This is a genomic window from Polaromonas sp. 39-63-25, from assembly GCF_002278925.1.
Classification (GTDB): Bacteria; Pseudomonadota; Gammaproteobacteria; order Burkholderiales; family Burkholderiaceae_C; genus Polaromonas.
In genome coordinates this window covers 78,021-101,715 of sequence record NZ_NCJH01000009.1, presented here as the reverse complement: position 1 = coordinate 101,715, position 23,695 = coordinate 78,021, and the positions used below count along the sequence as shown (strand labels likewise).

Genomic DNA, 23,695 nt, shown 5'->3' with positions numbered 1-23,695 from the left:
CGTGCGCGCCCGCTCGTACCGGCTCTGGGGTGTGCTGCTGCTGGTGCTCCTGCTGGTGCTTTGGCAGGTGTCCGCGTTGTGGTGGGTATCGAGCACCAGCTGGCCGCCGGTGACGGAAATCCTGAAGGCGATCGCCGCGGGGCTGGCCAATGGCGAGTTGGCCCAAGTTTTCGGTTCCACGTTGTGGCGAATGGCCATCGGCTTCGCCATCGGTTCGGCTGCGGGGGTGCTGCTCGGCATCACGATGGCGACCTTCCCGCTGGCGGACGCCGCACTGCGTCCCCTCGTGGAACTGCTGCGCCCCATCCCCATGCCGGCCATCGTGCCGCCGCTCATCCTGCTGCTGGGCATCGATCACGCGATGAAGGTGTTCGCGGTGTCCCTGGCTTGCTTTTTTCCGGTGCTGGTCAATACCGTGGGCGGTGTGCGCGCGGTGGACCCGACCGCCCTGGACGTCGCGCGCACGTTCCAGGTGGGGCGGCTGCGCACGCTGCTGCAGGTGGTGTTGCTGGCCAGTCTGCCGTTCATCCTGGCGGGACTGCGCACCAGTCTGGCGCTGGCACTCATCGTGAGCGTCGTCGCGGAGATGATCGCCGGCTCCGAGGGCATCGGCTACTACATCATGACCATGCAGTACGCCATGCGACCAAGCGACATGTACGCCGCAATTTTCCTGCTTGCGGCGATGGGCTACGGCCTGAACCTTGCGCTGCTCGCGGTTGAACGTCGGCTGCTGCATTGGTGGCAGCGCGGGGACGACTGAGTCCGGGTTTTCCCAAGGGAAACGGCTCTTCACCGAGCTCCGGGCAATGCCTTTCATGGGGACTGCCCCTGACACGGCGGATAACGCGGCAGGGTACACTCGGCCGCTTTTACAGCGGAGCAATCGCAGGTGACGACAGACAGGGTTCCTTTCACGGCCCAGGGCGTTCGCCGCGGCTTCTTCGCTGCCCAGGTGCTGGCGCCGGGCGTCACGCTGTACGCCATGGTTTTTGGCGTGCTCGCCAGTGAACGCGGCATGAGCTGGCTGCAGGCCATGCTGATGAGCGCCGCCGTTTATTCAGGCAGCGCGCAACTGGCGGCGCTGCAGGGCTGGACGGCGACGGCCGCGGTCACCCCGGTCATCGTCACCATCCTGGTGATGAACGCGCGGTATGTGCTCTACGGTGCGGCCATCCAGCCCTGGCTGGCCGGGCTGCCGCGCCACCAGAGCTGGGGCTCGCTGTTCTTCCTCGGCGACGGCAGCTGGGCGATGGCCATGCGCGAGTACGACACCGGCTACCGCGATGCGGGGTATGTGTTCGGCTCCGGCGTGGCGATGTTTGTGCCCTGGATCGGCGGCACACTGGTCGGCCACCTGCTGGCCGGCAATGTGCCGAATCCGACGGCCTTCGGGCTGGACTTCATGCTGGTGGCTTTTGCCGCAGCGATTGGCATGGTGCTCTGGCGCGGCAAGTCCGACCTGTGGCTGGTCGCTGCGGCCGGGCTGGTGGCGCTGGTGCTACACCGGCTGCTGCCGGGCGCCTGGTACATCGTCGGCGCAGGTGTCGCGGGCGGGCTGATGGGAGCGTGGCGCCATGGCCGTTGAATCGACCTTTCTGCTGGCGCTGGTGGGCATGGCGCTGGCGTCTTTCGCCTGCCGCATCAGCGGCTTCCTGCTCATGGGTTATGTGCGCATCACGCCGCGCGTGGAGGCCGCGCTCAAGGCGATTCCGCTGTCGGTGATGGTCGGCATCGCGACGCCGGCCGCCACTTCGGGCAAGCTGCCGGAACTGCTGGCCCTGCTGGCGGTGGGGCTGGTGATGAAGCTGGTGCGCAACGATCTGGCCGCCGCCGTGGCCGGCGCGGCGACGGTGGCTGTCGCGCGCTGGTTGACATAGCCCCCACGGTTGCTCGCTTCGCGTAGCGCCCTGCCCCCGGGGGGGGCGCTGCGCCTGCGGCCCGGCAAAGCCGGATCCGCGGCCCCTGCTGGTCTGGACCTCTACATCACGATGCCGTCATTGCGGGGCTTTACCCGCAATCCATGCTGCGCGGGCCGGGCTGTTATTCCTTCGCGACCTGCAGCACCAGCTTGCCGAAGTTCTCGCCGTTGAAGAGCTTGAGCAGGGTTTCCGGGAAGTTCTCCAGCCCGTCCACCACGTCTTCCTTGCTCTTCATCTTGCCTTCTTTCAGGTAGGCCGCCATCTCGGCGATCGCCTGCGGGTAGCGGTCGGCGTAGTCGAACACCACGATGCCTTCCATGCGCGCGCGGTTGACCAGCAGCGACAGGTAGTTGGCCGGGCCTTTGACCGGCGTGGTGTTGTTGTACTGGCTGATGGCGCCGCAGATGATGATGCGGGCGCCGCGTGTGATGCGGGTCAGCACGGCATCCAGAATGTCGCCGCCCACATTGTCGAAATAGATGTCCACGCCTTTCGGGCAGTGCTCTTTCAGCCCGGCTTTCACGTCGCCGGCCTTGTAGTCGATGCAGGCGTCAAAACCCAATTCCTTGACGACCCAGTCGCACTTGGCCTTGCCGCCGGCGATGCCGACCACGCGGCAGCCCTTGAGCTTGGCAATCTGGCCGACGGTCTGGCCGACGGCACCGGCCGCACCGGACACCACCACGGTTTCGCCGGCCTTGGGCTGGCCCACGTCCATCAGGCCGAAGTAGCCGGTCATGCCGGGCATGCCCAGCACGTTGAGCCAGGAGGTCAGGCCCATGCGTGGGTCGATCTTGAACATGCCGCTGCGCTTGATCTGGGCTTCCGGAATCAGGCAGTATTCCTGCACATCCAGCCCGGCGTTGACATAGTCGCCCACGGCAAAGGCCGGGTTGTTCGAGGCGATCACCTTGCCGACGCCGCCGGCACGCATGACCGCACCGATTTCCACCGGCGGGATGTAGCTTTTGCCCTCGTTCATCCAGCCGCGCATGGCCGGGTCCAATGACAGGTAAAGGGTTTTGACCAGCACGCCGCCGGGGCCGGGCTCGGGCACCGGCTCGGTGGTGAAACTCCAGTTGGCGCGGGTCGGCAGGCCGACCGGGCGGCTTGCCAGGCGGACCTGGTGGTTGCTCAGGGATGTGATGGCGCTCATGGGTGTCTCCGGGGAAGTAGGCGGGCAGGAAAACGGCAATGGTAGTGGCGGCCTGCCCGGGCGTCAGTCGCGCAGGCGATTCGCGCCGTGAGGGCTACGTCGAAGTCATGCGACGTGCGCGAACGGGGGGATGTATTTAACCAAGCAGGGGCCGCAGGCGCAGCGGCCCCCTCGGGGGGCAGGGAGCGACACGAAGTGCGCGACCGTGGGGGCCATGGTTTATGCTTTCAGCCATGAAACTCCATAACTACTTCCGTTCTTCCGCGTCCTTTCGCGTGCGTATTGCGCTTGAACTCAAGGGTTTGCGTTACGAGTACATTCCCGTTCACATTGCCAGGGGCGACCATAAAAAAGAGGCCTACGCCGCACTGTCGGCCGACACCCTGGTGCCGCTGCTGGAGGTGGATGGCGAAAAACTTTCGCAGTCCATGGCCATCATCGAATACCTCGATGAAAAACACCCGGCCGTGCCGCTGCTGCCGGCCGATGCCCTGGGCCGCGCCAAAGTCCGTGCGCTGGCGCAGTCGATTGCCTGCGAGATCCACCCGATCAACAACCTGCGCGTGCTCAAGTACCTGGTGCGCGAGCTCAAGGTCGATGAAGAGGCGAAAAACGCGTGGTACCGCCACTGGTGCCGCGAAGGCCTGGAAGCCTTCGAGCGCCAGCTGGCCCCCTTGCCGGCTTCGACCTATTGTTATGGCGAGACGCCCACCCTGGCCGACTGCTGCCTGGTGCCGCAGATCTTCAACGCGAAACGGTTCAACGTGAACCTCGAGGGGCTGAGCCGCACGATGGCGGCGTTTGACGCCTGCATGGCGCTACCGGCCTTCCAGAAGGCCCAGCCCTCGGCCTGCCCCGACAACGAGCCCTGATCGCGAGCTATCTTGCACCCTGACTGGCTGACGCCCGACTGGCCCGCGCCGCCCGGCGTGCGCGCGGTTTTCACCACCCGGCAGGGCGGTGTGTCCGTCGCGCCCTGGGACAGCATGAACCTCGGCGACCACGTCGGCGATGCGCCCGCGCAAGTGGCCGCCAACCGCGCCCTGCTGGGCCAGGCCATGGGGGCGAAGCCGGTGTTCCTGCAGCAGGTGCATGGCACGGCGGTGCTTCTGCTGGACGGCGAAACACCGCAGGGTCTGGCGGCCGACGCTGCCATGAGCTCGCAGCGCGGTCTCGCGTGCACCATCATGGTGGCCGACTGCCTGCCGGTGCTGTTTGCCCATTCCGATGGTTCGGCAGTGGCCGCCGCCCATGCCGGCTGGCGCGGACTGGCCGGTCAGCAGGGCAAGGGTATTCTTGAACAAACTTGTGAGGGTTTTAGGGCTCTAGACCAATCGGGGCGGGCGCAAGAAGCTATCAATACAATAGCGTGGCTGGGGCCGTGTATAGGGCCGATGGCCTTTGAAGTGGGTGCGGAGGTGAGGACTGCGTTTGTCGAAGGCGACCCAGCGGCCGCCGCTTGTTTCACGGCCCTGGCATCGGGCAAATACCTCGCCAATCTGGCCGGCCTGGCCCGCCTGCGTCTGCAGGCCCTGGGCGTCACGCAGATCTACGGCAACGACGGCACACCACCCTGGTGCACGGTGGGCAATGCGTCAAGGTTCTTTTCGCACCGGCGCGACGCCGGCATCCAGGGCAATGGCTTCGGCACCACCGGCCGCATGGCTGCCTGCATCTGGCGTGACTGAATCCGTTGCGGACGAGTCGGTCGCCATCGCGCCGGCTTCAGCCGCTTCGCGGGCCTTGATGGCCTTGCGTCTTGCCGGCGCGCGCATCAGGTAAACCACCAATGCCACAGGCCCCACACCGTAGAGTACAAAGGTGACGAGGGCGCCCAGCAGCGTGCCGGTGGAATGGGTGGCTTCGGCGACGCTCATCATGAGCACCACGTACATCCAGGCAATGACGATTAAATACATAAAAATTTGTGGGGCGTCATGGGCAGGGAAAGGTTTTCCACGATACTAGTACTGCAACCCGAAAATATCGAAACATGAAAGCGCGCCTTCGCACCCATGGCGGCGTTGCAATCCTTGCGAAGGCGCACAGCCTTCGCTGCGGCTTGCGCCTTGCCCCGGGCTCGAAGTCATCACTTTCATTTTGTTTCGCTACTTCCGTGCTGCAGTACTAGAGACGACCCGCCGTGGGCCCAACAGCTCGGTAAAGAGCGCACAACAAGAGCCGGTCGGCAGATCGGTGAGACAAGCATGAATTCTGACGCAAACCTCGCGCAAGCAGCCCAGCAGATGCAAGAGACCTTTGCCCAGGGACTGCAGCAGGTCATGGGCGTCATGGCCGGCGCCGGCTTGGGGGCTGCGCCCGGTTTTGTGCCCCTGGCCATGACGGACATGCCGGCGCCGCCGCCTCCCTTGCAGTTTGATCCGGCCAAACTGCAGGAACTGCAGCAGACCTACCTCAATGACATCAGCACGCTCTGGAACAGCGGCCTGCAGGCCAACACGCCGGGAAGCACAGACCGGCGCTTTGCGGCAGAGGCTTGGCACCAGAACCCCGTCTCCCAATTTGCCGCTTCAGCCTACCTGCTTAACGCCCGCACCCTGATGGCGCTGGCCGAAGCAGTGCAGGGCGACGAAAAAACCAAAGCCCGTGTGCGTTTTGCAGTCGAGCAGGCGATGGCGGCATCGGCCCCCAGCAACTTTCTGGCACTCAATGCCGAGGCGCAGAAAAAAGCCATCGACACCCAGGGCGCCAGCATCGCCCAGGGGCTGCAGAACCTGCTGAGCGACATGCAGCAGGGCCATGTGTCCATGACCGACGAAAGCGTGTTCGAGGTCGGCAAAAACGTCGCCACCACCGAGGGTGCGGTGGTGTTCGAAAACGAATTTTTCCAGCTGCTCGAGTACAAGCCGCTGACCGCCACGGTGCACGAGCGGCCCTTTCTGCTGGTGCCGCCCTGCATCAACAAGTTCTACATCCTCGACCTGCAGCCCGAGAACTCGCTGATCCGTTATGCCGTGGCCCAGGGCCACCGCACCTTTGTTGTCAGCTGGCGCAACCCCGACGAGTCCATGGCGGAAAAAACCTGGGACGACTACATAGCGAACGCGGCCATCAAGGCGATCAATGTGGTGCAGGAGATCACCGGCGCCAAAACCATCAATGCGCTGGGCTTTTGTGTGGGCGGCACGATTCTGGGCACGGCGCTGGCGGTGCTCGCTGCGCGTGGCCAGAAGCCGGTGGCCAGCGCCACCTTCCTGACCTCGCTGCTGGACTTCAGCGACACCGGCATTCTGGACATCTTCATCGACGAGCAGTCGGTCAAGTACCGCGAGATGCAGATGGGCAAGGGCGGGCTGCTCAAGGGCCAGGACCTGGCCTCGACCTTCAGCTTCCTGCGCCCGAACGACCTGGTGTGGAACTACGTGGTCGGCAACTACCTCAAGGGCGAAACACCGCCGCCGTTTGACCTGCTCTACTGGAACAGCGACTCGACCAACCTGCCGGGGCCGTTTTACGCCTGGTACCTGCGCAACACCTATCACGAGAACAAGCTCGTCCAGCCCGGCGTGCTGACGGTGTGCGGCGAAAAGATCAACCTGCGTGCACTGGACCTGCCGGTCTACATCTACGGCTCGCGCGAAGACCACATCGTGCCCATAGGCGGGGCCTATGCCTCGACGCAGGTCTTGCCGGGCAAGAAACGTTTTGTCATGGGGGCCTCGGGCCACATTGCCGGCGTGATCAACCCGCCCGCCAAGAAAAAGCGCAGCTACTGGACCAACGACAAGCTGCCGCAAGACAAGTTTCCGGCGACGCAGGCCGAGTGGCTCAAGGGCGCCACCGAACACCCCGGCAGCTGGTGGACCGACTGGTCGGACTGGCTCAAGGGCCATGCGGGCAAGCAGATCGCCGCACCCAAAACTTATGGCAGCCGCACCTACAAGGTTATCGAACCGGCGCCGGGCCGTTATGTCAAGGTCAAGGCCTGACGCGCAACACGTGTTGAACCCCATTCACTGGAGAAAGTAAATCATGGAAGACATCGTCATCGTTTCAGCGGCCCGCACCGCCGTCGGCAAGTTCGGCGGCAGCCTGGCCAAAATCCCCGCGACCGAACTCGGTGCGGCCGTCATCAAGGCGGTCGCCGAGCGCGCCGGCCTGTCGGCGGACCTCATCGGCGAAGTCATCATGGGCCAGGTGCTGGCGGCCGGCGTGGGCCAGAACCCGGCGCGGCAAACGGTGGTGAAAGCGGGCTTTCCGCACGGCATTCCCGGCCTGACCATCAACGCCGTCTGCGGATCCGGCCTGAAGGCCGTGATGCTGGCCGCGCAGGCGGTGGCCACCGGCGACAGCGAGATCGTGATTGCCGGCGGCCAGGAGAACATGAGCGCCGCGCCGCACGTGCTCAACGGCTCGCGCGAAGGCCAGCGCATGGGCGACTGGAAAATGATCGACTCCATGATCGTCGACGGCCTGTGGGACGTCTACAACCAGTACCACATGGGCATCACCGCCGAAAACGTTGCGAAGAAATACAGCATCAGCCGCGAGATGCAGGACGAGCTCGCGCTGGCCAGCCAGACCAAGGCCATGGCGGCGCAGGACGCAGGCAAGTTCAAGGATGAAATCGTGCCGTTTTCCATCCTGCAGAAAAAAGGCGATGCCGTCGTGTTTGCGGCCGATGAGTTCATCAACCGCAAGAGCAGCGCCGAAGGCCTGGCCGGCCTGCGCCCTGCGTTCGACAAGGCCGGCGGCGTGACGGCGGGCAATGCCTCGGGCATCAACGACGGCGCGGCCGCTGTCATGGTGATGACGGCCAAAAAGGCGGCGGCGCTGGGCCTCAAGCCGCTGGCCCGCATTGCCAGCTACGCGACCAGCGGGCTGGACCCGGCTTTCATGGGCATGGGCCCGGTGCCGGCGTCCACCAAGGCACTGGCGCGTGCCGGCTGGAAGGCGCAGGACCTGGACCTGCTGGAGATCAACGAAGCCTTCGCGGCGCAGGCCTGCGCCGTCAACAAGGAGATGGGCTGGGACACCAGCAAGGTCAATGTCAACGGCGGTGCGATCGCCATCGGTCACCCGATTGGTGCATCCGGTTGCCGCATTCTGGTGACGCTGATCCACGAGATGGTCCGGCGTGATGCCAAAAAAGGCATTGCCAGCCTGTGTATCGGTGGCGGCATGGGGGTTGCCCTCACACTGGAACGGTAAATATGAGGTAAAAGAGCTTGTGACCCTTGTAGGGTGCGCGCGACCAGCTATTTATTTGATAGCAAGTTTCAAACACCGGCAAGCTCACCAAAGCTTCTTTTCAACGGATTTCAGAACCAATAAATCAAGGAGCAAGACATGGCAAAACGAATTGCATACGTGACTGGCGGCATGGGTGGCATCGGAACCGCCATCTGCCAGCGCCTGCACAAGGACGGCTTCACCGTGGTGGCCGGTTGCGGCCCGACGCGTGACTTCACCAAGTGGATTGACGAGCAGAAGGCGCTGGGCTACACCTTCTATGCCTCCGTCGGCAATGTCGGTGACTGGGACTCCACCGTCGCGGCCTTCGACAAGGTCAAGGCAGACCATGGCCCGGTCAGCGTGCTGGTCAACAACGCCGGCATCACGCGCGACGGCCAGTTCCGCAAGATGAGCAAGGCCGACTGGGACGCGGTGATCTCCACCAACCTCGACAGCATGTTCAACGTCACCAAGCAGGTGATCGAAGGCATGATCGAAGGCGGCTACGGACGCATCGTCAATATCTCGTCGGTCAACGGCCAGAAGGGACAGTTCGGCCAGGTCAACTACTCCACCGCCAAGGCCGGCCTGCACGGCTTCACCATGGCTCTGGCTCAGGAGGTGGCCGCCAAGGGCGTGACCGTCAACACCGTGAGCCCCGGCTACATCGGCACCGACATGGTCAAGGCCATCCGACCCGATGTGCTGGAGAAAATCGTGGCCGGCGTGCCCGCCAAACGCCTGGGCACGCCCGAAGAAATCGCCTCCATCATTTCGTGGATCGCCTCGGACGAAGGTGGTTACGCCACCGGCGCCGACTTCTCGCTCAATGGTGGTTTGCACATGGGTTGAGGCTTCCGGCCTGTCACCCCCCAAAGGAAAACCCGCTTCGGCGGGTTTTTTATTTTCTGTTTTTATAATGAAAACGAGCTGGAAAGCCTTCAACCCCCAATTCGTTCTGCGGCAAGCGCCTGTCCCTGGCAAGTGCTCACGCAGGGTCCCTTCGCCGTCTCTCTGAAGGAGCCCCTCCCGCATGCCGCACAGCGTCTCCCTCATCAGCACCATTGCCGCGCGCATGAAGCTGCCCTCGCTGGTGGACGAGGCCGAGGCGAAACGGCTGCAGAGCGAAAACGCCGGCAAGATTTTCCTGGGCGAGGAAGAGCTGGCGCTGTCGATGATGCGGTATGTGCTGGAGCGGTCAGCTCTCGCGCAACGTCACACATGACCCCGCCCTGGACCATCTACTGCGACGGCAGCGCCGTCCCCAACCCTGGCCGCATGGGCCTGGGCGCGGTGTTGGTCGCGCCTGACGGCACGCGGCACGTGCTTTCGATGGGGACCGATGCGCGGGGCTGCAACAACGAGGCGGAGGCGAGGGCGCTGATGGCGGCGCTGCGTGACGCGCAGGCGCGTGGAGCAACGGCGCTGCTGATTTACAGCGACAGCAGTTTGCTGGTGGAGCAGTTGGGTTCTGCAGGCGCTGCCCCCGTGGTGCGGCTGGCTGGCCTCTATGAAGAGGCTGGCGCGCTGCTCAATACTTTCACTCACACCTCGCTGCACTGGATACCGCGCCACCGCAATGGCGAGGCCGATGCGCTGGCTCGCGCAGCCCTGGGCCTCCTGCCCAAGAGGCCTGCGAAGTCACCGAAGAAGGGGCGAAGATAGCTCCCGGCATCCATGCCGGGCTGCCACATGCGCTGGTGTCAGAGCACCTCGCTGGCGAAATCAGCCAGGCGTGAACGTTCACCGCGTGCCAGCGTGATGTGCCCGCCATGCGGCCAGCCTTTGAAGCGGTCCACAGCGTAGGTCATGCCGGACGAACCTTCGGTCAGGTAAGGCGTGTCGATCTGCGCGAGGTTGCCCATGCAGATGATCTTGGTGCCGGGGCCGGCGCGGGTGATCAGCGTTTTCATCTGCTTGGGCGTCAGGTTTTGCGCCTCGTCGATGATCACGTACTTGTTCAGGAAGGTGCGGCCGCGCATGAAGTTCATGCTCTTGACCTTGATGCGCGAGCGGATCAGTTCGTTGGTGGCCGCGCGGCCCCATTCGCCGGAACCGCTGTCGTTTTTGCCCAGCACTTCGAGGTTGTCGTCGAGCGCGCCCATCCAGGGCCCCATTTTTTCCTCTTCGGTGCCCGGCAGGAAGCCGATATCTTCACCGACGGAAACCGTCGCGCGGGTCATGATGATCTCGGTGTAGCGGCGGTCGTCCAGTACCTGCGTCAGGCCGCTGGCCAGGGCCATCAGCGTCTTGCCGGTGCCGGCAGTTCCGGCCAGGGTCACAAAGTCGACCTCCGGGTCCATCAGCAGGTTCATCGCGAAGTTCTGCTCGCGGTTGCGGGTGGTAATGCCCCACACCGCATTTTTGAGGTGGGTGTAGTCCTTCAGCGTCTTGAGCACGGCGGTCTTGGCGCGGATCTCGGTCACGCGCGCATACAGCGGCGGCTCGCCGGGTGCTTCGAAAAACACAAACTGGTTGATCAGCAGGCTGCCGACGATGGGGCCGGTGATGCGGTAGAAGGTGTGGCTGCCTTGCTGCCAGCTTTCGATGGTTTTGCTCTGGCGCGTCCAGAAGTCCGCCGGCAGGGCCAGCGAGCCGGCGTACAGCATGTCGCCGTCTTCCAGCGTCTTGTCGTTCTGGTAGTCGTCGGTGGCCAGGCCCAGGGCGCGTGCCTTGACGCGCATGTTGATGTCCTTGGACACCAGCACGACTTCGCGCGGCGCGTATTCCTTGCGCAATGCCTCGACCACACCGAGGATCTGGTTGTCGGCCTTGCCCTGCGGCAGGCTCATCGGCAGGGAGTAATCCAGCACTTTCGTCTGGAAGAACAGGCAGCCACCGGCTTCCTTGTGCCCGGTGGTGTCGAGCTTGAGGCCCTTGGCAATGTCGGCGCCGCTGGTGCCGGCCAGCGCGTCCAGCGTGCGGCTGGTCTGGCGCGCATTGCGCGCCACTTCGGTCATGCCCTTCTTGTGGCCGTCGAGCTCTTCGAGCACGATCATGGGCAAAAAGATGTCGTGTTCCTCGAAGCGGAACAGGCACATCGGGTCGTGCATCAGCACATTGGTGTCGAGAACAAACAGCTTGGACGGGCCCGTGTGCCGTGGCTTCTTCGCCTTGGCCGCAGGTTCCGGCCGGACAGCCGCCTGCGGCTCCTTGTGGTAACTGACTGTATCTTTCGCCTGGCGCGCGGACTCCTTGGGCAGATACGCAGCCGGGTGCTGGGCCTCGCCACCGCCGGACCGGCTGTCAAAAAGGTCCAGTGCCGCCGTTTTGTGTGCCGGTTCGGCGTGCTCCGTCTTTCGCGTCGTCCTGGTGTGCGAACGGACCGGCGCTTCCAGGGCGTCGGCAGAGAGCAAGGCGGCACGTTTGGTCGGGGCGGGTGGCAAGGGCATGGTGCTTGAAGCTCACTTGGTTGGGGTTCAAAAAGCGAAAAAGCCGCCTGGAGGCCAGGGCGGCTTTTTCGGTGGGCGCAGTCGCTAAGGTCAACAGCATGAAGTCACTATACACGACTCCCGTGACGGGAACACAAGCTGTTGAAGCGACTTTTTCGCGGTGTTTTCAGGCCGCTTTTTTCAGGGCCTTGACGGCCTTGAGCACGTCGTCCACATGGCCGGGCACTTTCAGCCCGCGCCACTCTTCCTTGAGCGTGCCGTCGGCGCCCACGAGGAAGGTGCTGCGCTCGATACCCTTGACCTTTTTGCCGTACATGATCTTGTTCTTGACCACGCCGAACATGTGGCACATTTTTTCTTCGGTGTCGGCAATCAGCTCGAAGGGCAGCTCCAGCTTGGCCTTGAATTCGTCGTGCGACTTCATGTTGTCGCGCGAGACGCCGAATACGGTGGCGCCGGCCTTGACGAAATCCTTGTAGCGATCACGGAATTGCATGGCCTCGGTGGTGCAGCCGGGCGTATTGTCCTTGGGATAGAAATACAGGACGACCACATGACCCAGGTGGGTTTGGTTGGAGACTTTGACGCCGCTTGTGGCGTTGGCTTCAAATTCCGGGAGTGGTTTGTTGACGACGACTGCCATACTGCGTGGACCCCTGACAAAAGTAATTGTGATAAGTCGTTGGCTTTGACCGCAAAATTTGGGCCAAACCCCCGACGTTGCACCAAATGCAACCCTAGATTTTACCCTGAAAGCAGGTTGCTCACTCGTGGGCGCGATCTGGCGGCTCAATCAGCAGGGCGGTCAGCACGATCCGGCCTTCGCCAGCGAGGATGTTGTAAGTGCGGCAGGCTGCCAGCGTGTCCATGGTCTCGATGCCGATGCGCGCGGCCATCAGGCTGCGCAAAAAAGCCGGCGGCGCAAAACGCAGGCGGCTGCCGCTGCCGAAAATCACCAGCTCGGGCCGGGTGTCGGCCAGGCGTTCGAAGTGCGCGGGCGTGAGGTCTTCGAAACGGGCGCAGTCCCAGGCGAACTTTTCGCCGCGTGAGCCGATCACGATGCTCTGCTCTATTTTTTCGGCCACCCCCTGGTTGCCCAAGCCTATCCATCCGGGACCGTAGCCAAGAATGGATGGAACGTCGAGATGGTCGGGCTGTAATTTCATGCGGTGTTCAGGAGGGGTGGTGGGCGCCGACGGCCAGCGAAATCGCGGTTTTATGTGGTCAAATTATAGATTCCGTCCCAATTTCCGCTTACCCCTGCGTCCCTTGCGCCTTTGCAGGCTTTGCGTTTGCTGAAGAACGACCACAGACCATGAAATTGATCACCAAATCGGCCAAACTGGCCAATGTGCTTTACGACATCCGCGGCCCCATCATGGATGCCGCCAAGCAGATGGAGGAAGAAGGGCAAAAGCTCATCAAGCTCAACATCGGCAATCTCGCGGTGTTCGGTTTTGACGCGCCTGAAGAAGTCCAGCAGGACATGATCCGCAACCTGCCGGCCTCGGCCGGTTATTCGGACAGCAAGGGCATTTTTGCCGCGCGCAAGGCCGTGATGCACGAAACGCAGCGGCAGGGCATCAAGGGCGTCACGCTGGACGACATCTACCTGGGCAATGGCGCGAGCGAGCTGATTTCCATGGCGACCAATGCCTTGCTGGACTACGGTGACGAGCTGCTGCTGCCGTCCCCCGACTACCCCCTGTGGACGGCCTCCACCAGCCTGGCGGGCGGCACGCCGGTGCATTACCTGTGCGACGAGGCCAACGGCTGGATGCCCAACCTCGATGACATTCGCGCCAAGATCACGCCGAAGACCAAAGGCATCGTGGTCATCAACCCGAACAACCCGACCGGTGTGCTGTATTCCGATGAACTGCTGCGCGGCATCATCGACATCGCGCGCGAACACGGCCTGGTGATCCTGGCCGACGAGGTGTACGACAAGGTGCTGTACGACGGTGTCAAACACACGGCGATCGCCAGCCTGTCCACCGACGTGCTGACGCTGACCTTCAACTCGCTGTCCAAGAGCTACCGCTCCTGCGGTTACCGCGCCGGCTGGCTGGTGGTGTCCGGGCCGAAAAAGCAGGCGCAGGACTACATCGAGGGCCTGAACATGCTGGCCAACATGAAGCTGTGCTCCAACGTGCCGGGTCAGTGGGCCATCCAGACGGCGCTGGGCGGCTACCAGAGCATCAACGACCTGACCTGCGAGGGCGGCCGCCTGCGCCGCCAGCGCGACCTGGCCTACGAGCTGATCACCGCGATCCCGGGGGTGAGCTGCGTCAAGCCGAGTGCGGCACTCTACATGTTCCCGCGGCTGGACCCCAAGGTCTACCCGATCACCGACGACCGCCAGTTCTTCCTGGAACTGCTCAAGGAAACCAAGGTGATGCTGGTGCAGGGCACCGGTTTCAACTGGGCGGCGCCGGACCACTTCCGCATCGTCTTTCTGCCGCATGAGGAAGACCTGCGCGAGGCGATTGGCCGCATCGCCAAGTTCCTCGAAAGCCGCCGAAAAAGCATGCAGCCGGCCAGCGTGCCGGTCGCCGAATCCCTTCTGAAGTGACCCGAAGCACATGACATCAATGAACCTGAAACCGATCAAGGTAGGCCTGCTGGGCATGGGCACCGTGGGCAGCGGTGTGTTCACCGTTTTGAAGCGCAACCAGGAAGAAATTTTCCGCCGCGCCGGCCGCAGCATCGAGATTGCCATGGTGGCCGACCTCGACACGACACGCGCGCAGGCGGCCGCCGGTCCCGGCGTGACGGTGGTGGCCGATGCCCGCGCCGTGATCGCCAACCCCGAAATCGACATCATCATCGAGCTGATCGGCGGCTACGGCATTGCCAGGCAACTGGTGCTGGAAGCAATCGCTGCGGGCAAACACGTGGTCACGGCCAACAAGGCCCTGCTGGCCGTGCATGGCACCGAGATTTTCGCGGCCGCGCACCAGCACGGCGTGATGGTGGCGTTCGAGGCTGCCGTTGCCGGCGGTATTCCCATCATCAAGGCGCTGCGCGAGGGTCTGACCGCCAACCGCATCGAGTGGATTGCCGGCATCATCAACGGCACCACCAATTTCATCCTCAGCGAAATGCGCGACAAGGGCCTGGACTTCGATGTTGTGCTGAAAGAAGCGCAGCGCCTCGGTTACGCCGAAGCCGACCCGACCTTCGACATCGAAGGTGTGGACGCGGCGCACAAGGCCACGCTGATGTCGGCGATTGCCTTCGGCATCCCGGTGCAGTTCGACAAGGCCTACGTCGAGGGCATCACCAGGCTGGGTGCGCAGGACATCAAATACGCCGAGCAGCTCGGTTACCGCATCAAGCTGCTGGGCATCACCAAGCGCACGGCCAAGGGCATCGAGCTGCGGGTGCACCCCAGCCTGGTGCCGGCCAAGCGCCTGATCGCCAATGTCGAAGGCGCGATGAACGCCGTGATGGTGCAGGGCGATGCCGTGGGCACCACGCTGTATTACGGCAAGGGCGCCGGCAGCGAGCCGACCGCCAGCGCGGTGATTGCCGACCTGGTGGACATTGCCCGCCTGCACGGCGCCGAGGCCGCGCAGCGCGTGCCGCACCTGGCCTTCCAGCCGCAGTCCATGAGCGACCTGCCGGTGCTGCCCATGAGCGAGGTGGTCACGAGTTATTACCTGCGCCTGAACGTGGCCGACGAAGCCGGCGTGCTGGCCAAAGTCACCGGCATCCTGGCCGAAGCCGGCATCAGCATCGACGCGATGCTGCAGCGCGAAGCCGATGAGGTCGGCGGCGAGGGTGCTACCCAGACCGACCTGATCATTCTGACGCACGATTGTGTCGAGGCGAAGATGAACGAGGCGATGGCGCAGATGCAGGCCCTGTCCACGGTGCTCTCACCCATCACGCGCATCCGCAAGGAAGAGCTGGCCTGATGAAATATCTCTCGACTCGCGGCCACGCGGACCGCAAGCAGTTCTGCGAAATCCTGCTCGAGGGCCTGGCGCCCGACGGCGGGCTCTACCTGCCCGAAACCTATCCGCAGGTCGATGCCGCCACGCTGGAGAAATGGCGTGCCGTCTACCGCGACTCGGGGTATGCCGACCTGGCTTTTGAAGTGTTGTCGCTCTACATCGACGACATCCCGCCCGCCGACCTCAAAGCCCTCTGTCGCAAGACCTACACCGAAGCGGTGTTCGGCACGCCCGAAATCGTGCCCCTGCGCCAGCTCGAGCCCGGCCTGTATCTGGAAGCCTTGTCCAACGGCCCGACCCTGGCCTTCAAGGACATGGCCATGCAGCTGCTGGGCAACCTGTTCGAGTACGAACTGGCGCGCCGCGGCGAGGAGCTCAACATCCTGGGCGCGACCAGTGGCGACACCGGCAGCGCCGCTGAATACGCGATGCGCGGCAAGAAGGGCGTGCGGGTCTTCATGACCTCGCCGCAGGGCCGCATGAGTCCCTTCCAGCAGGCGCAGATGTTCAGCCTGCAGGACGCCAACATCCACAACATTGCCATCGAGGGCGTGTTCGACGATTGCCAGGACATCGTGAAAGCCGTGTCCAACGACCTGGCCTTCAAGCGCACCTACAAGATTGGCACGGTCAATTCGATCAACTGGGCGCGGTTGCTGGCGCAAGTCGTCTACTACTTCGCCGGTTACTTCCAGGCGACCACGGCAAGTGGTCAGCGGGTCAGCTTCACCGTGCCTTCCGGCAACTTCGGCAATGTCTGCGCCGGCCACGTCGCCCGCATGATGGGCTTGCCTGTCGACAAGCTGGTGGTGGCCACCAACGAAAACGATGTGCTCGACGAGTTCTTCCGCACCGGCGTGTACCGCGTGCGGGCCAGTGCCGACACCCATGAAACCTCCAGCCCGTCGATGGATATTTCCAAGGCCTCGAACTTCGAGCGTTTTGTGTTCGACCTGCTCGGGCGTGATGCAGTGCGTGTCGCCGACCTGTTCGGTGCGCAGCTGTCAACGCAGGGCCGCTTCGACCTGAGCGGCGACACGACCTTCCAGTCGGCCGCGCAACACTACGGCTTTGCCAGCGGCAAGAGCACCCACGCCGACCGGCTGCAGACGATTCGTGACACCTTTGCGCGTTTCGGCACCATGATCGACACGCACACGGCCGACGGCTTGAAGGTCGCACGCCAGAACCTGCAGGCCGGCGTGCCCATGATCGTTCTGGAAACCGCCTTGCCGATCAAGTTTGCCGCCACCATCGAGGAAGCGCTGGGCCAGTTGCCGCCGCGGCCGGCCCGCTTTGAAGGCATCGAGGCCTTGCCCAAACGGGTGCAGCTGATGCCGGCCGATGCGGCGCTGGTCAAGGCGTATATCGCCAGCCATGTTGACTAAATATGGCTCCGGCCCTTACTGGCTGTGCGCAAGCAGCTACCAAATTTATAGCATATTCGGAACGGTCCAGGGCATTACATGAACGTTGTTGCATTTGCCGGCTATTCCGGTTCGGGCAAGACCACCCTGGTGGAAAGCCTGATTCCTGCGCTCAAGCTGCGCGGTCTGCGGGTTTCGGTCGTCAAACATGCCCACCACAGCTTCGACATCGACCAGCCTGGCAAGGACACGTACCGCCACCGGCAGGCCGGGGCTTTCGAGGTGGTCGTGGCCTCGGACAACCGGCTGGCGCTGATCCGCGAGTTCGAGCAGCCGACAGCACTCTCGGTGCACCATCTGATCGCCGAGCTGTACGAGGGCGTGGACTGGGTGCTGGTGGAAGGTTTCAAGAGCAGCGACCTGCTCAAGGTCGAGGTCTGGCGCGCCGACTCGGGCAAACCGGCGCGTTACCCCGACGATGATTTTGTGGTCGCGATTGCCACCGACTCGCCGGACCGGCTGCCCGAAACCACCCTCAGGCCGGTGCTGGATTTGAACGACGCCGATGCCGTCGCCGCCTGGTTGATCGAGAATCACGAACGATTTGTCTACTGCGCCGAGTTGTATGCATGAATACTTCCGCCTCCACTTCCCCCACTGCGAAACCCGCCACGCGCCCGCCGCTTAAAGCCCTCGACGAGGCACTGGCCGAGTTGCTCGGCCGCGCCGCGCCGCTGGCGGGCAGCGAGAGCGTGTCCACTTTCGACGCCGACGGCCGCGTGCTGGCAGAAGCGGTGGTCTCGGCACTGCAGGTGCCGCCCGAAGACAACAGCGCCATGGACGGTTATGCCGTGCGTAGCGCCGAGCTGGCCGATGAAGGTGTGGTGCTGCGCGTGTCGCAGCGCATTGCGGCCGGCAGCAGCGGCAGCGCGCTGGAGCCCGGCACGGTTGCCCGCATTTTTACCGGCGCGCCGATCCCGGCCGGCGCCGATGCGGTGGTGATGCAGGAAGACTGCGAGCCGCTCGCAGACCGCGAAGGGTATGTCAGCGTGCGGCAGCTTCCCAAGCCCGGCCAGTGGATTCGCCGCGCCGGCGAAGACGTCACGCGTGGCGCCACGGTGCTCTCGAAAGGTGAGCGCCTCACGCCCGCTGCGCTTGGGCTGGCGGCCAGTATCGGCATGGACCGGCTGCAGGTGGCGCGGCGCCCGCGGGTGGCGCTGTTTTCCACCGGCGACGAACTGGTGATGCCCGGCGAGGTGGCGCCCGCCCAGATGCGCCCCGGCGCCATCTACAACTCCAACCGTTTCTTTCTGCGCGCCTTGCTGCTGCGCCTGGGCTGCGAGGTCAGCGACCTGGGCATCGTGCCGGACCAGCGCGATGCCACGCTGGACGCGCTGCGCAGCGCCAGCCAGGCGCATGACCTGATCCTGACCAGCGGCGGCGTGTCGGTCGGGGAAGAAGACCACATCAAGCCCGCCGTGCAGCAGCTCGGCTCGCTCGACCTCTGGCAGATTGCCATGAAGCCGGGCAAGCCTTTTGCCTATGGCCGCGTCGGTGCGGCGCACTTCATGGGGCTGCCGGGCAACCCGGTCTCGAGCTTCCTGACCTTTCTGCTGCTGGTGCGGCCTTTCCTGCTCAGGCTCCAGGGGGTGGATGACGTCGCTACCAAATCAATAGCGGCTACCGCCCATTTCACCTGGCCCCGGGCCGATAAACGCCGTGAATTTTTGCGGGTGCAGCGCAACGCGGCCGGCGGGCTGGACCTGTTTCCCAACCAGAGTTCGGGCGTGCTGACCTCGGCGGTCTGGGGCGACGGCGTGGTGGACAACCCGTCGGGCCAGACCATCGCGCATGGCGACACCGTGCGTTTCATCGCTTTTTCGGAATGGCTGGCATGAACCTGGATTCCTCAGTTGAACGCGCCCGAGTGGGTCCTTGGTGGCGCGTCTGGCAAGGCGTGACAACGCGGCAGGCTACTGCCTGCAAGGCGGAGCAACGCAGTCAGGCGCGGCGTCAAGGGCTCAATCGGGTGCGTAGCGCTACCGCCCAAATGGTGACGGTGTTCGTGTCTGAGGAAGTGAGTGTTTATGCGGCTTGCCCAGCGATTACAAGCGGTCAACTGAGGAGTCCAGGTTGAAGATCACCGTCAGGTATTTTGCGTCCGTGCGTGAAGCCATCGGGCAGGGCAGCGAGCAGATCGACACCGCAGCCGCCAGCCTGGCCGCCCTGCGCGACGAACTGATTGCACGCGGCCCGGCGTATGCCGAGGCGCTGGCGCGCGGCAAGTCGGTGCGCATGGCGCTCAACCAGGTCATGAGCGACGAGTCGGCGGCGCTGACGGACGGCTGCGAAGTCGCCTTCTTTCCGCCGGTGACGGGGGGCTGAGATGGCCGATCGCGTGAGCATCCAGACCGGCGACTTCAATCTCGCCGAGGAGATCGCCGCGCTGCGCGCGAACGACAAACGTGTCGGTGCGGTCTGCAGTTTCATCGGCACGGTCAGAGACCGCAACGATGGCCTGAACGTCAGCAGCATGGAGCTCGAGCACTACCCCGGCATGACTGAAAAAGCCATCGAAGCCATGATTGACGAAGCCATGCTGCGCTTCGATATTTTCGGTGCGCGCGTGATCCACCGTGTCGGGCTGCTGCAGCCGCTGGACCAGGTGGTGATGGTGGCGGTGACCTCGGCGCATCGCGGCGAGAGTTTCCAGGCCTGCGAATTCCTGATGGACTACCTCAAGACCCAGGCACCGTTCTGGAAAAAAGAGCAGACGCCGGAGGGCGCGCGCTGGGTCGATGCACGGGTCAGCGACGACGCGGCGCTGGCCAAGTGGGGCATCCAGGCCTCCAACGCCTAGACCCTCGGCTCAGGCTTGCGCGTCGGCTTCCTTGTCCTGCGGCACAAAGGCGGCGCGGGCGTCGTTTTCCAGCCCCGTCGTCAGCAGTTGCAGCAACTCCAGCAGCTGGCCTTGCTGCGCCTTGTTCAGCGGTGCCATCAGGCGGTCATAGGCCCGATCGGCCGGTTGCTGCGCCTGCTTGAGCAGGTCCAGCCCCGCGGCTGACAGCGACACCGCCAGATTGCGCCGGCTGGCCGGCGCCGGCACGCGTTCTATCAGGCCCCGCGTCTCCAGGCCGCGCAGCACCCGCAGCACCGTCACCTTGTCGAAACCCAGCGCACGTGCCAGCGTGGACTGGTCCAGCCCCGGCGTGGCGCGCAGCACGCTGAGCACGCCGAACTGTGCCGGCGTCAGCCCCACGCTGCGGCATTCGTCCTCGAAAACCGCGGTCGAGATCTGATGCGCCCGGCGCAGCAGAAAGCCGGGGCGGGCATAAAGTTGGGTCAGTTTGTGGAAGGCGGGCACGGCAGTAAAAAGTTCTCGTTGACTCAAGCTCTAAGGGAATTCATGGATTGTGCCTTGTCGCTTCGGGTTAATAATTGTTAGCATGCAAACCTAAAAGGATGTTTGATGCAGATCAGTATTTCTCCACGCCGTCGGCTGGCGGTCAAGCTGGGGCTTCTGCTGGTGGCAGCTGGCGCCAGCGCGGGCGCTTGGGCCCAGAGCGCGCAGACCGCCCAGGTGCCGGCCCTGCCGCAGGCGCCGATTCGCCTGATCGTGCCTTTCACGCCGGGCACCGGCATTGACCTGATTGCCCGCACGCTGGGCCCCCGGCTGTCCGAGCGCCTGGGGCGACCGGTGGTGGTGGACAACCGTGCCGGCGCGTCCGGCAACATCGGCACCGAGGCCGTGGTGCGTGCCGCGCCCAATGGCAGCACCTTGCTGGTGACGGTCAACACGTTGGTGATGAATGCCAGCCTGTACCCGCAGCTGACCTTCGACCCGGTGAAGGACCTGACCCCGGTGACGCTGACCAGCTGGGGCCAGTTGCTGCTGGTGGCCAACCCCAAGACCGGTTTCAAAAGCGCCTCGGACCTGATGGCGGCGGCGCGGCAGAAGCCCGGCCGCATCAACTACGGCTCGCCCGGGGTGGGCACACCGCACCACCTGGCGATGGAGCTGTTCAAAAGCACGGCGGGTGTGTTTGTCACGCACATCCCTTACCGCGGCACGGGTCCGGCGCTGACCGACCTGCTCGGCGGCCAGATCGAAACCATGTTCCTGCCCATCCACGTGGCCCTGCCGCATGTGAAGTCCGGCCGGCTGGTGGCGCTGGGCATCGGCAGCGACAAGCGCCACGCGCTGTTGCCCGAGGTGCCGACGCTGGCCGAGGCCAGAGCCGGCAAGGTCCATGTGGACATGTGGTACGGCATTTTTGCGCCGCCGGGCACCTCGCCCGACCTGGTCGCCCTGTACAACCGCGAGATCCGGGAGATTTTGCTGAGCGACGAGGTCAAGAAGGCCTTCCAGACCCAGGGCATGGACCCGAGCGGCAGCACGCCGGGCGAGTTCAAGAGCCTGGTCGAGCTGGATGCGAAGCGCTGGGCCGGTTTGATCCAGGCCCAGGGCATCACCGCGAACTGATTTGCTACTGAATAGATAGCTGGTGGCGCCCGTCTATCAAGGGCTGGCGGCCAATTTGATTTTCATTATTTATATCCGCCGTCATCCCGGACATGATCCGGGATCCATGCTGCATGAACCGGGGCTGCGGCGTGCCTGCATGGATTGCGGATCAAGTCCGCAATGACAGTCCAGTTGAAACTATCGAAGAGAACACCATGAAAATTGCCATCGTCGGCGGCGGCATAGGCGGGCTGAGCCTGGCGCTTGCGCTGCATCAGCGCGGCATCCAGAGCGAGGTTTTTGAAACCGTGCCTGAAGTCAAGGAACTCGGCGTCGGCATCACCTTGCTGCCGCACGCCATGCGCGAGCTGGCGGCGCTGGGCCTGCAGGAGCAGCTCGAAGCCGTCGGCATCGAAAACGAGGAAAGCGTGTTTTTCAACCGCTTCGGCCAGTTCATCTACAAGGAGCCGCGCGGCCGCCATGCCGGCTACGCCTTGCCCGAGATCGGTATTCCGCGCGGCAAGCTGCACCGCCTGCTTTACGAAGCGGCGCTCGAGCGCCTGAGCCCCGACGCGGTCCATACCAACCGCCGCTGCGTGCGTGTGGAGCAGAACGAGAGCGGCGCCACCCTGCATTTCATGCAGACCTCCAGCGGCATGAGCCTGCCGCCGGTGAAAGCCGACGTGGTGATTGCCTGCGACGGCGTCAACTCCACGCTGCGGCGCCAGTTCTACCCCGACGAAAAAGTCGCGTTTGCCGGCATCAACACCTGGCGCGGCGTGACGCGGCACAAACCCATCCTGACCGGCCGCAGCTACATGCGCATCGGCTCCATCGACACCGGCAAGATGGTGATTTATCCCATCGTCGACAAGCTGGACGACGAGGGCCACCAGCTGATCAACTGGGTCGCCGAGATCCAGCGGGACAACGCCGCCATGAACGACTGGAACCAGAAAGGCGATCCCAGGGATTTCCAGGGCATCTTCAAGGACTGGCGCTTCCCGTGGCTGGACGTTCCGGCGCTGATTGCCAACGCCGAGCAGATCCTCGAGTACCCCATGGTCGACAAGGACCCGGTGCCGCAGTGGACCTTCGGCCGCGTGACCCTGCTGGGCGACGCGGCCCACCCCATGTACCCGCGCGGCTCCAACGGCTCGGCCCAGGCCCTGATCGACGCGCGCGTGCTGGCCGAACAGCTGGCGCTGCATGCCGGTGGCGATGCGCGGGCCGCGCTGCAGGCTTACGAGCAGCTGCGGCTGACCCCGACCGCGAACATCGTGCTGACGAATCGCTCGGTGCCGCCCGATTTCATCAACATCAAGGTGGACGAGCTGAGCGGCGGCAAGCCTTTTGCGGACATCGATGCGCTGATCAGCCAGCAGGAACTGCGTGCGATTTCGGACCACTACAAGCAGGTGGCCGGCTTCTCGCTGGAGGCGGCCAGGAATTAGGCTGCAATGGCGGGCGGCCGGAGCGGGCGCCGTCCGGAAACCCCGGCACGTATCAATTCAGGTATTTGGGCCGGGGCAGGTCAACGGACAGCTCGGCAGGCTCGGTGTCGGGCGTGGCGTCCTGCACCACGACGTCATTGGGTGCGGCCGCCACGGCTGCCGGCACCGTGAGCCACTGCGAGAGCTTCACGCTCTGGTGCAGCAGATGCAGCAGGCCGTTGCTCAGCTGCGGGTCCATCATCACCTGGAAATCGCGCACCGTGGGTTGCCCGGGCAGCTTTTCAAACAGCTGCAGGCGCAGCTGGCCGTTGCCCATCAGGGTGACCTTCACCTCGGTCAGCAGCAAGGGTTCGGGGCCTACCGCCACGTCGGCGGGCGGGCCGGGCTGGTCGCGGTAAGGGGTTTCAAAATCCCCGCTGCGCAGCGTCGCTTCTTTCTGGAAGGTTGTCAGCAACTGGCCGCGCTGCTCGTCCAGGCTGGTGGCCGCCTCCTGCGGGGCCGCCACCTTGCGGGTCTGGTCGGCCGCGGTTTTATCAAGCACGGGCAGCAGCGCCAGCGCCAGGCGCCGGGTGAGCCAGGCGCGCAACTCGCCGCCGTCCCGGCCGTTGATGCGGATCATCAGGCGGTCCTGCTCCTGGACGTAACTGACCGACACCTGGTGAATGTTCATGGTTTCATTTTAGTCCGCCGCCTGTTCCCCGGGGGCTTGATCTCCGTCAAGCCGCACCCGGGCCAGGCTGTGCATAAAGGGAAGCGCTTCCAAAGGAGCCATCAACCCGGT

The 23,695-nt window shown here is 64.1% G+C and carries 26 protein-coding genes; 19 read left to right on the top strand and 7 right to left on the bottom strand.

The annotated features are described in order from the left end of the window. Window position 1: 1 nt before the first annotated feature. From B7X65_RS13080 to B7X65_RS13070, 3 genes are all read left to right on the top strand, one after another. Window positions 2-763: an ABC transporter permease gene (locus B7X65_RS13080; RefSeq protein ID WP_293594746.1), complete on the top strand. Its 762-nt coding sequence runs from the start codon at window positions 2-4 to the stop codon at window positions 761-763. Between the two features lie 129 nt (window positions 764-892). After that, the gene (locus B7X65_RS13075) at window positions 893-1,588 is read left to right on the top strand and encodes an AzlC family ABC transporter permease (protein WP_293594745.1); all 696 of its coding nucleotides are present in this window, start codon (window positions 893-895) and stop codon (window positions 1,586-1,588) included. Further along, the gene (locus B7X65_RS13070; protein WP_293594744.1) at window positions 1,578-1,880 is read left to right on the top strand and encodes an AzlD domain-containing protein; all 303 of its coding nucleotides are present in this window, start codon (window positions 1,578-1,580) and stop codon (window positions 1,878-1,880) included. The genes B7X65_RS13075 and B7X65_RS13070 overlap by 11 nt, the downstream gene beginning before the upstream one ends. A gap of 163 nt (window positions 1,881-2,043) precedes the next feature. On the opposite strand, the gene B7X65_RS13065 is transcribed toward B7X65_RS13070, so the two are convergent. Beyond that, complete coding sequence (locus B7X65_RS13065) at window positions 2,044-3,078, bottom strand: NADP-dependent oxidoreductase (protein ID WP_293594743.1); 1,035 nt, start codon at window positions 3,076-3,078, stop codon at window positions 2,044-2,046. 233 nt (window positions 3,079-3,311) lie between these two features. Here B7X65_RS13065 and maiA point away from each other — a divergent pair, with 233 nt between their 5' ends. Both maiA and pgeF read left to right on the top strand, forming a co-directional pair. Further along, window positions 3,312-3,950, top strand: coding sequence for a maleylacetoacetate isomerase (gene maiA / locus B7X65_RS13060; RefSeq protein ID WP_293594742.1), 639 nt, complete (start codon window positions 3,312-3,314; stop codon window positions 3,948-3,950). A gap of 12 nt (window positions 3,951-3,962) precedes the next feature. Next, the gene (gene pgeF / locus B7X65_RS13055; protein ID WP_293594741.1) at window positions 3,963-4,766 is read left to right on the top strand and encodes a peptidoglycan editing factor PgeF; all 804 of its coding nucleotides are present in this window, start codon (window positions 3,963-3,965) and stop codon (window positions 4,764-4,766) included. Here the strand turns inward: pgeF and B7X65_RS13050 are convergent. Then, complete coding sequence (locus tag B7X65_RS13050; RefSeq protein WP_293594740.1) at window positions 4,674-4,997, bottom strand: hypothetical protein; 324 nt, start codon at window positions 4,995-4,997, stop codon at window positions 4,674-4,676. The genes pgeF and B7X65_RS13050 overlap by 93 nt on opposite strands. Before the next feature lie 288 nt (window positions 4,998-5,285). On the opposite strand from B7X65_RS13050, the gene phaC reads away from it, so the two are divergent. From phaC to B7X65_RS13025, 5 genes are all read left to right on the top strand, one after another. After that, window positions 5,286-7,028 (top strand): class I poly(R)-hydroxyalkanoic acid synthase, encoded by a 1,743-nt coding sequence (gene phaC / locus B7X65_RS13045; RefSeq protein WP_293594739.1) that lies wholly within the window; start codon window positions 5,286-5,288, stop codon window positions 7,026-7,028. 43 nt (window positions 7,029-7,071) lie between these two features. Further along, window positions 7,072-8,250: an acetyl-CoA C-acetyltransferase gene (locus tag B7X65_RS13040; RefSeq protein WP_293594738.1), complete on the top strand. Its 1,179-nt coding sequence runs from the start codon at window positions 7,072-7,074 to the stop codon at window positions 8,248-8,250. Between the two features lie 138 nt (window positions 8,251-8,388). After that, window positions 8,389-9,126 (top strand): acetoacetyl-CoA reductase, encoded by a 738-nt coding sequence (phbB, locus tag B7X65_RS13035; RefSeq protein ID WP_293594737.1) that lies wholly within the window; start codon window positions 8,389-8,391, stop codon window positions 9,124-9,126. A gap of 181 nt (window positions 9,127-9,307) precedes the next feature. Next, the gene (locus B7X65_RS13030) at window positions 9,308-9,499 is read left to right on the top strand and encodes a hypothetical protein (protein WP_293594736.1); all 192 of its coding nucleotides are present in this window, start codon (window positions 9,308-9,310) and stop codon (window positions 9,497-9,499) included. After that, window positions 9,496-9,939: a ribonuclease HI family protein gene (locus B7X65_RS13025; RefSeq protein WP_293594735.1), complete on the top strand. Its 444-nt coding sequence runs from the start codon at window positions 9,496-9,498 to the stop codon at window positions 9,937-9,939. The genes B7X65_RS13030 and B7X65_RS13025 overlap by 4 nt, the downstream gene beginning before the upstream one ends. Window positions 9,940-9,977: 38 nt before the next feature. Here B7X65_RS13025 and B7X65_RS13020 read toward each other — a convergent pair whose 3' ends face one another. The 3 genes from B7X65_RS13020 to B7X65_RS13010 all read right to left on the bottom strand — a co-directional run bounded on the left by B7X65_RS13020 (window position 9,978) and on the right by B7X65_RS13010 (window position 12,832). Further along, window positions 9,978-11,666, bottom strand: coding sequence for a PhoH family protein (locus B7X65_RS13020; protein ID WP_293594734.1), 1,689 nt, complete (start codon window positions 11,664-11,666; stop codon window positions 9,978-9,980). A 166-nt stretch (window positions 11,667-11,832) separates the two neighbouring features. Further along, entirely contained in the window at window positions 11,833-12,309 is a 477-nt protein-coding gene (locus B7X65_RS13015) for a peroxiredoxin (RefSeq protein ID WP_293594733.1), read from the bottom strand. Window positions 12,310-12,430: 121 nt separating this feature from the next. After that, a complete protein-coding gene (locus tag B7X65_RS13010) occupies window positions 12,431-12,832 on the bottom strand; it encodes an Mth938-like domain-containing protein (RefSeq protein WP_293594732.1) in 402 nt (133 codons plus the stop codon). A gap of 149 nt (window positions 12,833-12,981) precedes the next feature. Between B7X65_RS13010 and B7X65_RS13005 the strand changes: the two genes are divergently transcribed. From B7X65_RS13005 to B7X65_RS12975, 7 genes are all read left to right on the top strand, one after another. Beyond that, window positions 12,982-14,241 carry a pyridoxal phosphate-dependent aminotransferase gene (locus B7X65_RS13005; protein WP_293594731.1) on the top strand — a complete coding sequence of 420 codons (1,260 nt, stop codon included), beginning with the start codon at window positions 12,982-12,984 and terminating at the stop codon, window positions 14,239-14,241. Window positions 14,242-14,266: 25 nt separating this feature from the next. Next, entirely contained in the window at window positions 14,267-15,589 is a 1,323-nt protein-coding gene (locus B7X65_RS13000; protein WP_293594809.1) for a homoserine dehydrogenase, read from the top strand. Next, on the top strand, window positions 15,589-17,016 hold the full coding sequence (gene thrC / locus B7X65_RS12995) for a threonine synthase (protein ID WP_293594730.1): 1,428 nt from the start codon (window positions 15,589-15,591) through the stop codon (window positions 17,014-17,016). The genes B7X65_RS13000 and thrC overlap by 1 nt, the downstream gene beginning before the upstream one ends. Window positions 17,017-17,094: 78 nt before the next feature. After that, window positions 17,095-17,628: a molybdopterin-guanine dinucleotide biosynthesis protein B gene (gene mobB / locus B7X65_RS12990; RefSeq protein WP_293594729.1), complete on the top strand. Its 534-nt coding sequence runs from the start codon at window positions 17,095-17,097 to the stop codon at window positions 17,626-17,628. Next, a complete protein-coding gene (gene glp, locus B7X65_RS12985; protein ID WP_293594728.1) occupies window positions 17,625-18,893 on the top strand; it encodes a gephyrin-like molybdotransferase Glp in 1,269 nt (422 codons plus the stop codon). The genes mobB and glp overlap by 4 nt, the downstream gene beginning before the upstream one ends. A 235-nt stretch (window positions 18,894-19,128) precedes the next feature. Continuing rightward, the gene (moaD, locus tag B7X65_RS12980) at window positions 19,129-19,380 is read left to right on the top strand and encodes a molybdopterin converting factor subunit 1 (protein ID WP_293594727.1); all 252 of its coding nucleotides are present in this window, start codon (window positions 19,129-19,131) and stop codon (window positions 19,378-19,380) included. Between the two features lies 1 nt (window position 19,381). Beyond that, window positions 19,382-19,855, top strand: a complete 474-nt coding sequence (locus B7X65_RS12975) for a molybdenum cofactor biosynthesis protein MoaE (RefSeq protein WP_293594726.1) — start codon at window positions 19,382-19,384, stop codon at window positions 19,853-19,855. Between the two features lie 9 nt (window positions 19,856-19,864). Here the strand turns inward: B7X65_RS12975 and B7X65_RS12970 are convergent, their stop codons facing one another. Further along, window positions 19,865-20,386: a MarR family transcriptional regulator gene (locus B7X65_RS12970; protein ID WP_293594725.1), complete on the bottom strand. Its 522-nt coding sequence runs from the start codon at window positions 20,384-20,386 to the stop codon at window positions 19,865-19,867. 78 nt (window positions 20,387-20,464) lie between these two features. On the opposite strand from B7X65_RS12970, the gene B7X65_RS12965 reads away from it, so the two are divergent. After that, complete coding sequence (locus B7X65_RS12965; RefSeq protein ID WP_293594724.1) at window positions 20,465-21,478, top strand: tripartite tricarboxylate transporter substrate binding protein; 1,014 nt, start codon at window positions 20,465-20,467, stop codon at window positions 21,476-21,478. A gap of 197 nt (window positions 21,479-21,675) precedes the next feature. Beyond that, window positions 21,676-22,914, top strand: a complete 1,239-nt coding sequence (locus B7X65_RS12960) for a flavin-dependent oxidoreductase (protein ID WP_293594723.1) — start codon at window positions 21,676-21,678, stop codon at window positions 22,912-22,914. A 52-nt stretch (window positions 22,915-22,966) separates the two neighbouring features. Here the strand turns inward: B7X65_RS12960 and B7X65_RS12955 are convergent, their stop codons facing one another. Next, window positions 22,967-23,584, bottom strand: coding sequence for a hypothetical protein (locus B7X65_RS12955; protein ID WP_293594722.1), 618 nt, complete (start codon window positions 23,582-23,584; stop codon window positions 22,967-22,969). Window positions 23,585-23,695: the final 111 nt, after the last annotated feature.

Excerpts from the sequence above, each read along its gene's own strand:
- glp (WP_293594728.1), top strand. The coding sequence starts at position 17,625 with ATGAATACTTCCGCCTCCACTTCCCCCACTGCGAAACCCGCCACGCGC.
- phaC (WP_293594739.1), top strand. The coding sequence starts at position 5,286 with ATGAATTCTGACGCAAACCTCGCGCAAGCAGCCCAGCAGATGCAAGAG.
- maiA (WP_293594742.1), top strand. The coding sequence starts at position 3,312 with ATGAAACTCCATAACTACTTCCGTTCTTCCGCGTCCTTTCGCGTGCGT.
- B7X65_RS13025 (WP_293594735.1), top strand. The coding sequence starts at position 9,496 with ATGACCCCGCCCTGGACCATCTACTGCGACGGCAGCGCCGTCCCCAAC.
- phbB (WP_293594737.1), top strand. The coding sequence starts at position 8,389 with ATGGCAAAACGAATTGCATACGTGACTGGCGGCATGGGTGGCATCGGA.
- B7X65_RS12965 (WP_293594724.1), top strand. The coding sequence starts at position 20,465 with ATGCAGATCAGTATTTCTCCACGCCGTCGGCTGGCGGTCAAGCTGGGG.
- B7X65_RS13005 (WP_293594731.1), top strand. The coding sequence starts at position 12,982 with ATGAAATTGATCACCAAATCGGCCAAACTGGCCAATGTGCTTTACGAC.
- B7X65_RS13010 (WP_293594732.1), bottom strand. The coding sequence starts at position 12,832 with ATGAAATTACAGCCCGACCATCTCGACGTTCCATCCATTCTTGGCTAC.
- B7X65_RS12975 (WP_293594726.1), top strand. The coding sequence starts at position 19,382 with ATGGCCGATCGCGTGAGCATCCAGACCGGCGACTTCAATCTCGCCGAG.
- B7X65_RS13015 (WP_293594733.1), bottom strand. The coding sequence starts at position 12,309 with ATGGCAGTCGTCGTCAACAAACCACTCCCGGAATTTGAAGCCAACGCC.
- B7X65_RS13050 (WP_293594740.1), bottom strand. The coding sequence starts at position 4,997 with ATGTATTTAATCGTCATTGCCTGGATGTACGTGGTGCTCATGATGAGC.
- B7X65_RS12960 (WP_293594723.1), top strand. The coding sequence starts at position 21,676 with ATGAAAATTGCCATCGTCGGCGGCGGCATAGGCGGGCTGAGCCTGGCG.
- B7X65_RS13070 (WP_293594744.1), top strand. The coding sequence starts at position 1,578 with ATGGCCGTTGAATCGACCTTTCTGCTGGCGCTGGTGGGCATGGCGCTG.
- B7X65_RS13040 (WP_293594738.1), top strand. The coding sequence starts at position 7,072 with ATGGAAGACATCGTCATCGTTTCAGCGGCCCGCACCGCCGTCGGCAAG.
- B7X65_RS13020 (WP_293594734.1), bottom strand. The coding sequence starts at position 11,666 with ATGCCCTTGCCACCCGCCCCGACCAAACGTGCCGCCTTGCTCTCTGCC.
- B7X65_RS13030 (WP_293594736.1), top strand. The coding sequence starts at position 9,308 with ATGCCGCACAGCGTCTCCCTCATCAGCACCATTGCCGCGCGCATGAAG.
- B7X65_RS12955 (WP_293594722.1), bottom strand. The coding sequence starts at position 23,584 with ATGAACATTCACCAGGTGTCGGTCAGTTACGTCCAGGAGCAGGACCGC.
- thrC (WP_293594730.1), top strand. The coding sequence starts at position 15,589 with ATGAAATATCTCTCGACTCGCGGCCACGCGGACCGCAAGCAGTTCTGC.
- B7X65_RS13065 (WP_293594743.1), bottom strand. The coding sequence starts at position 3,078 with ATGAGCGCCATCACATCCCTGAGCAACCACCAGGTCCGCCTGGCAAGC.
- mobB (WP_293594729.1), top strand. The coding sequence starts at position 17,095 with ATGAACGTTGTTGCATTTGCCGGCTATTCCGGTTCGGGCAAGACCACC.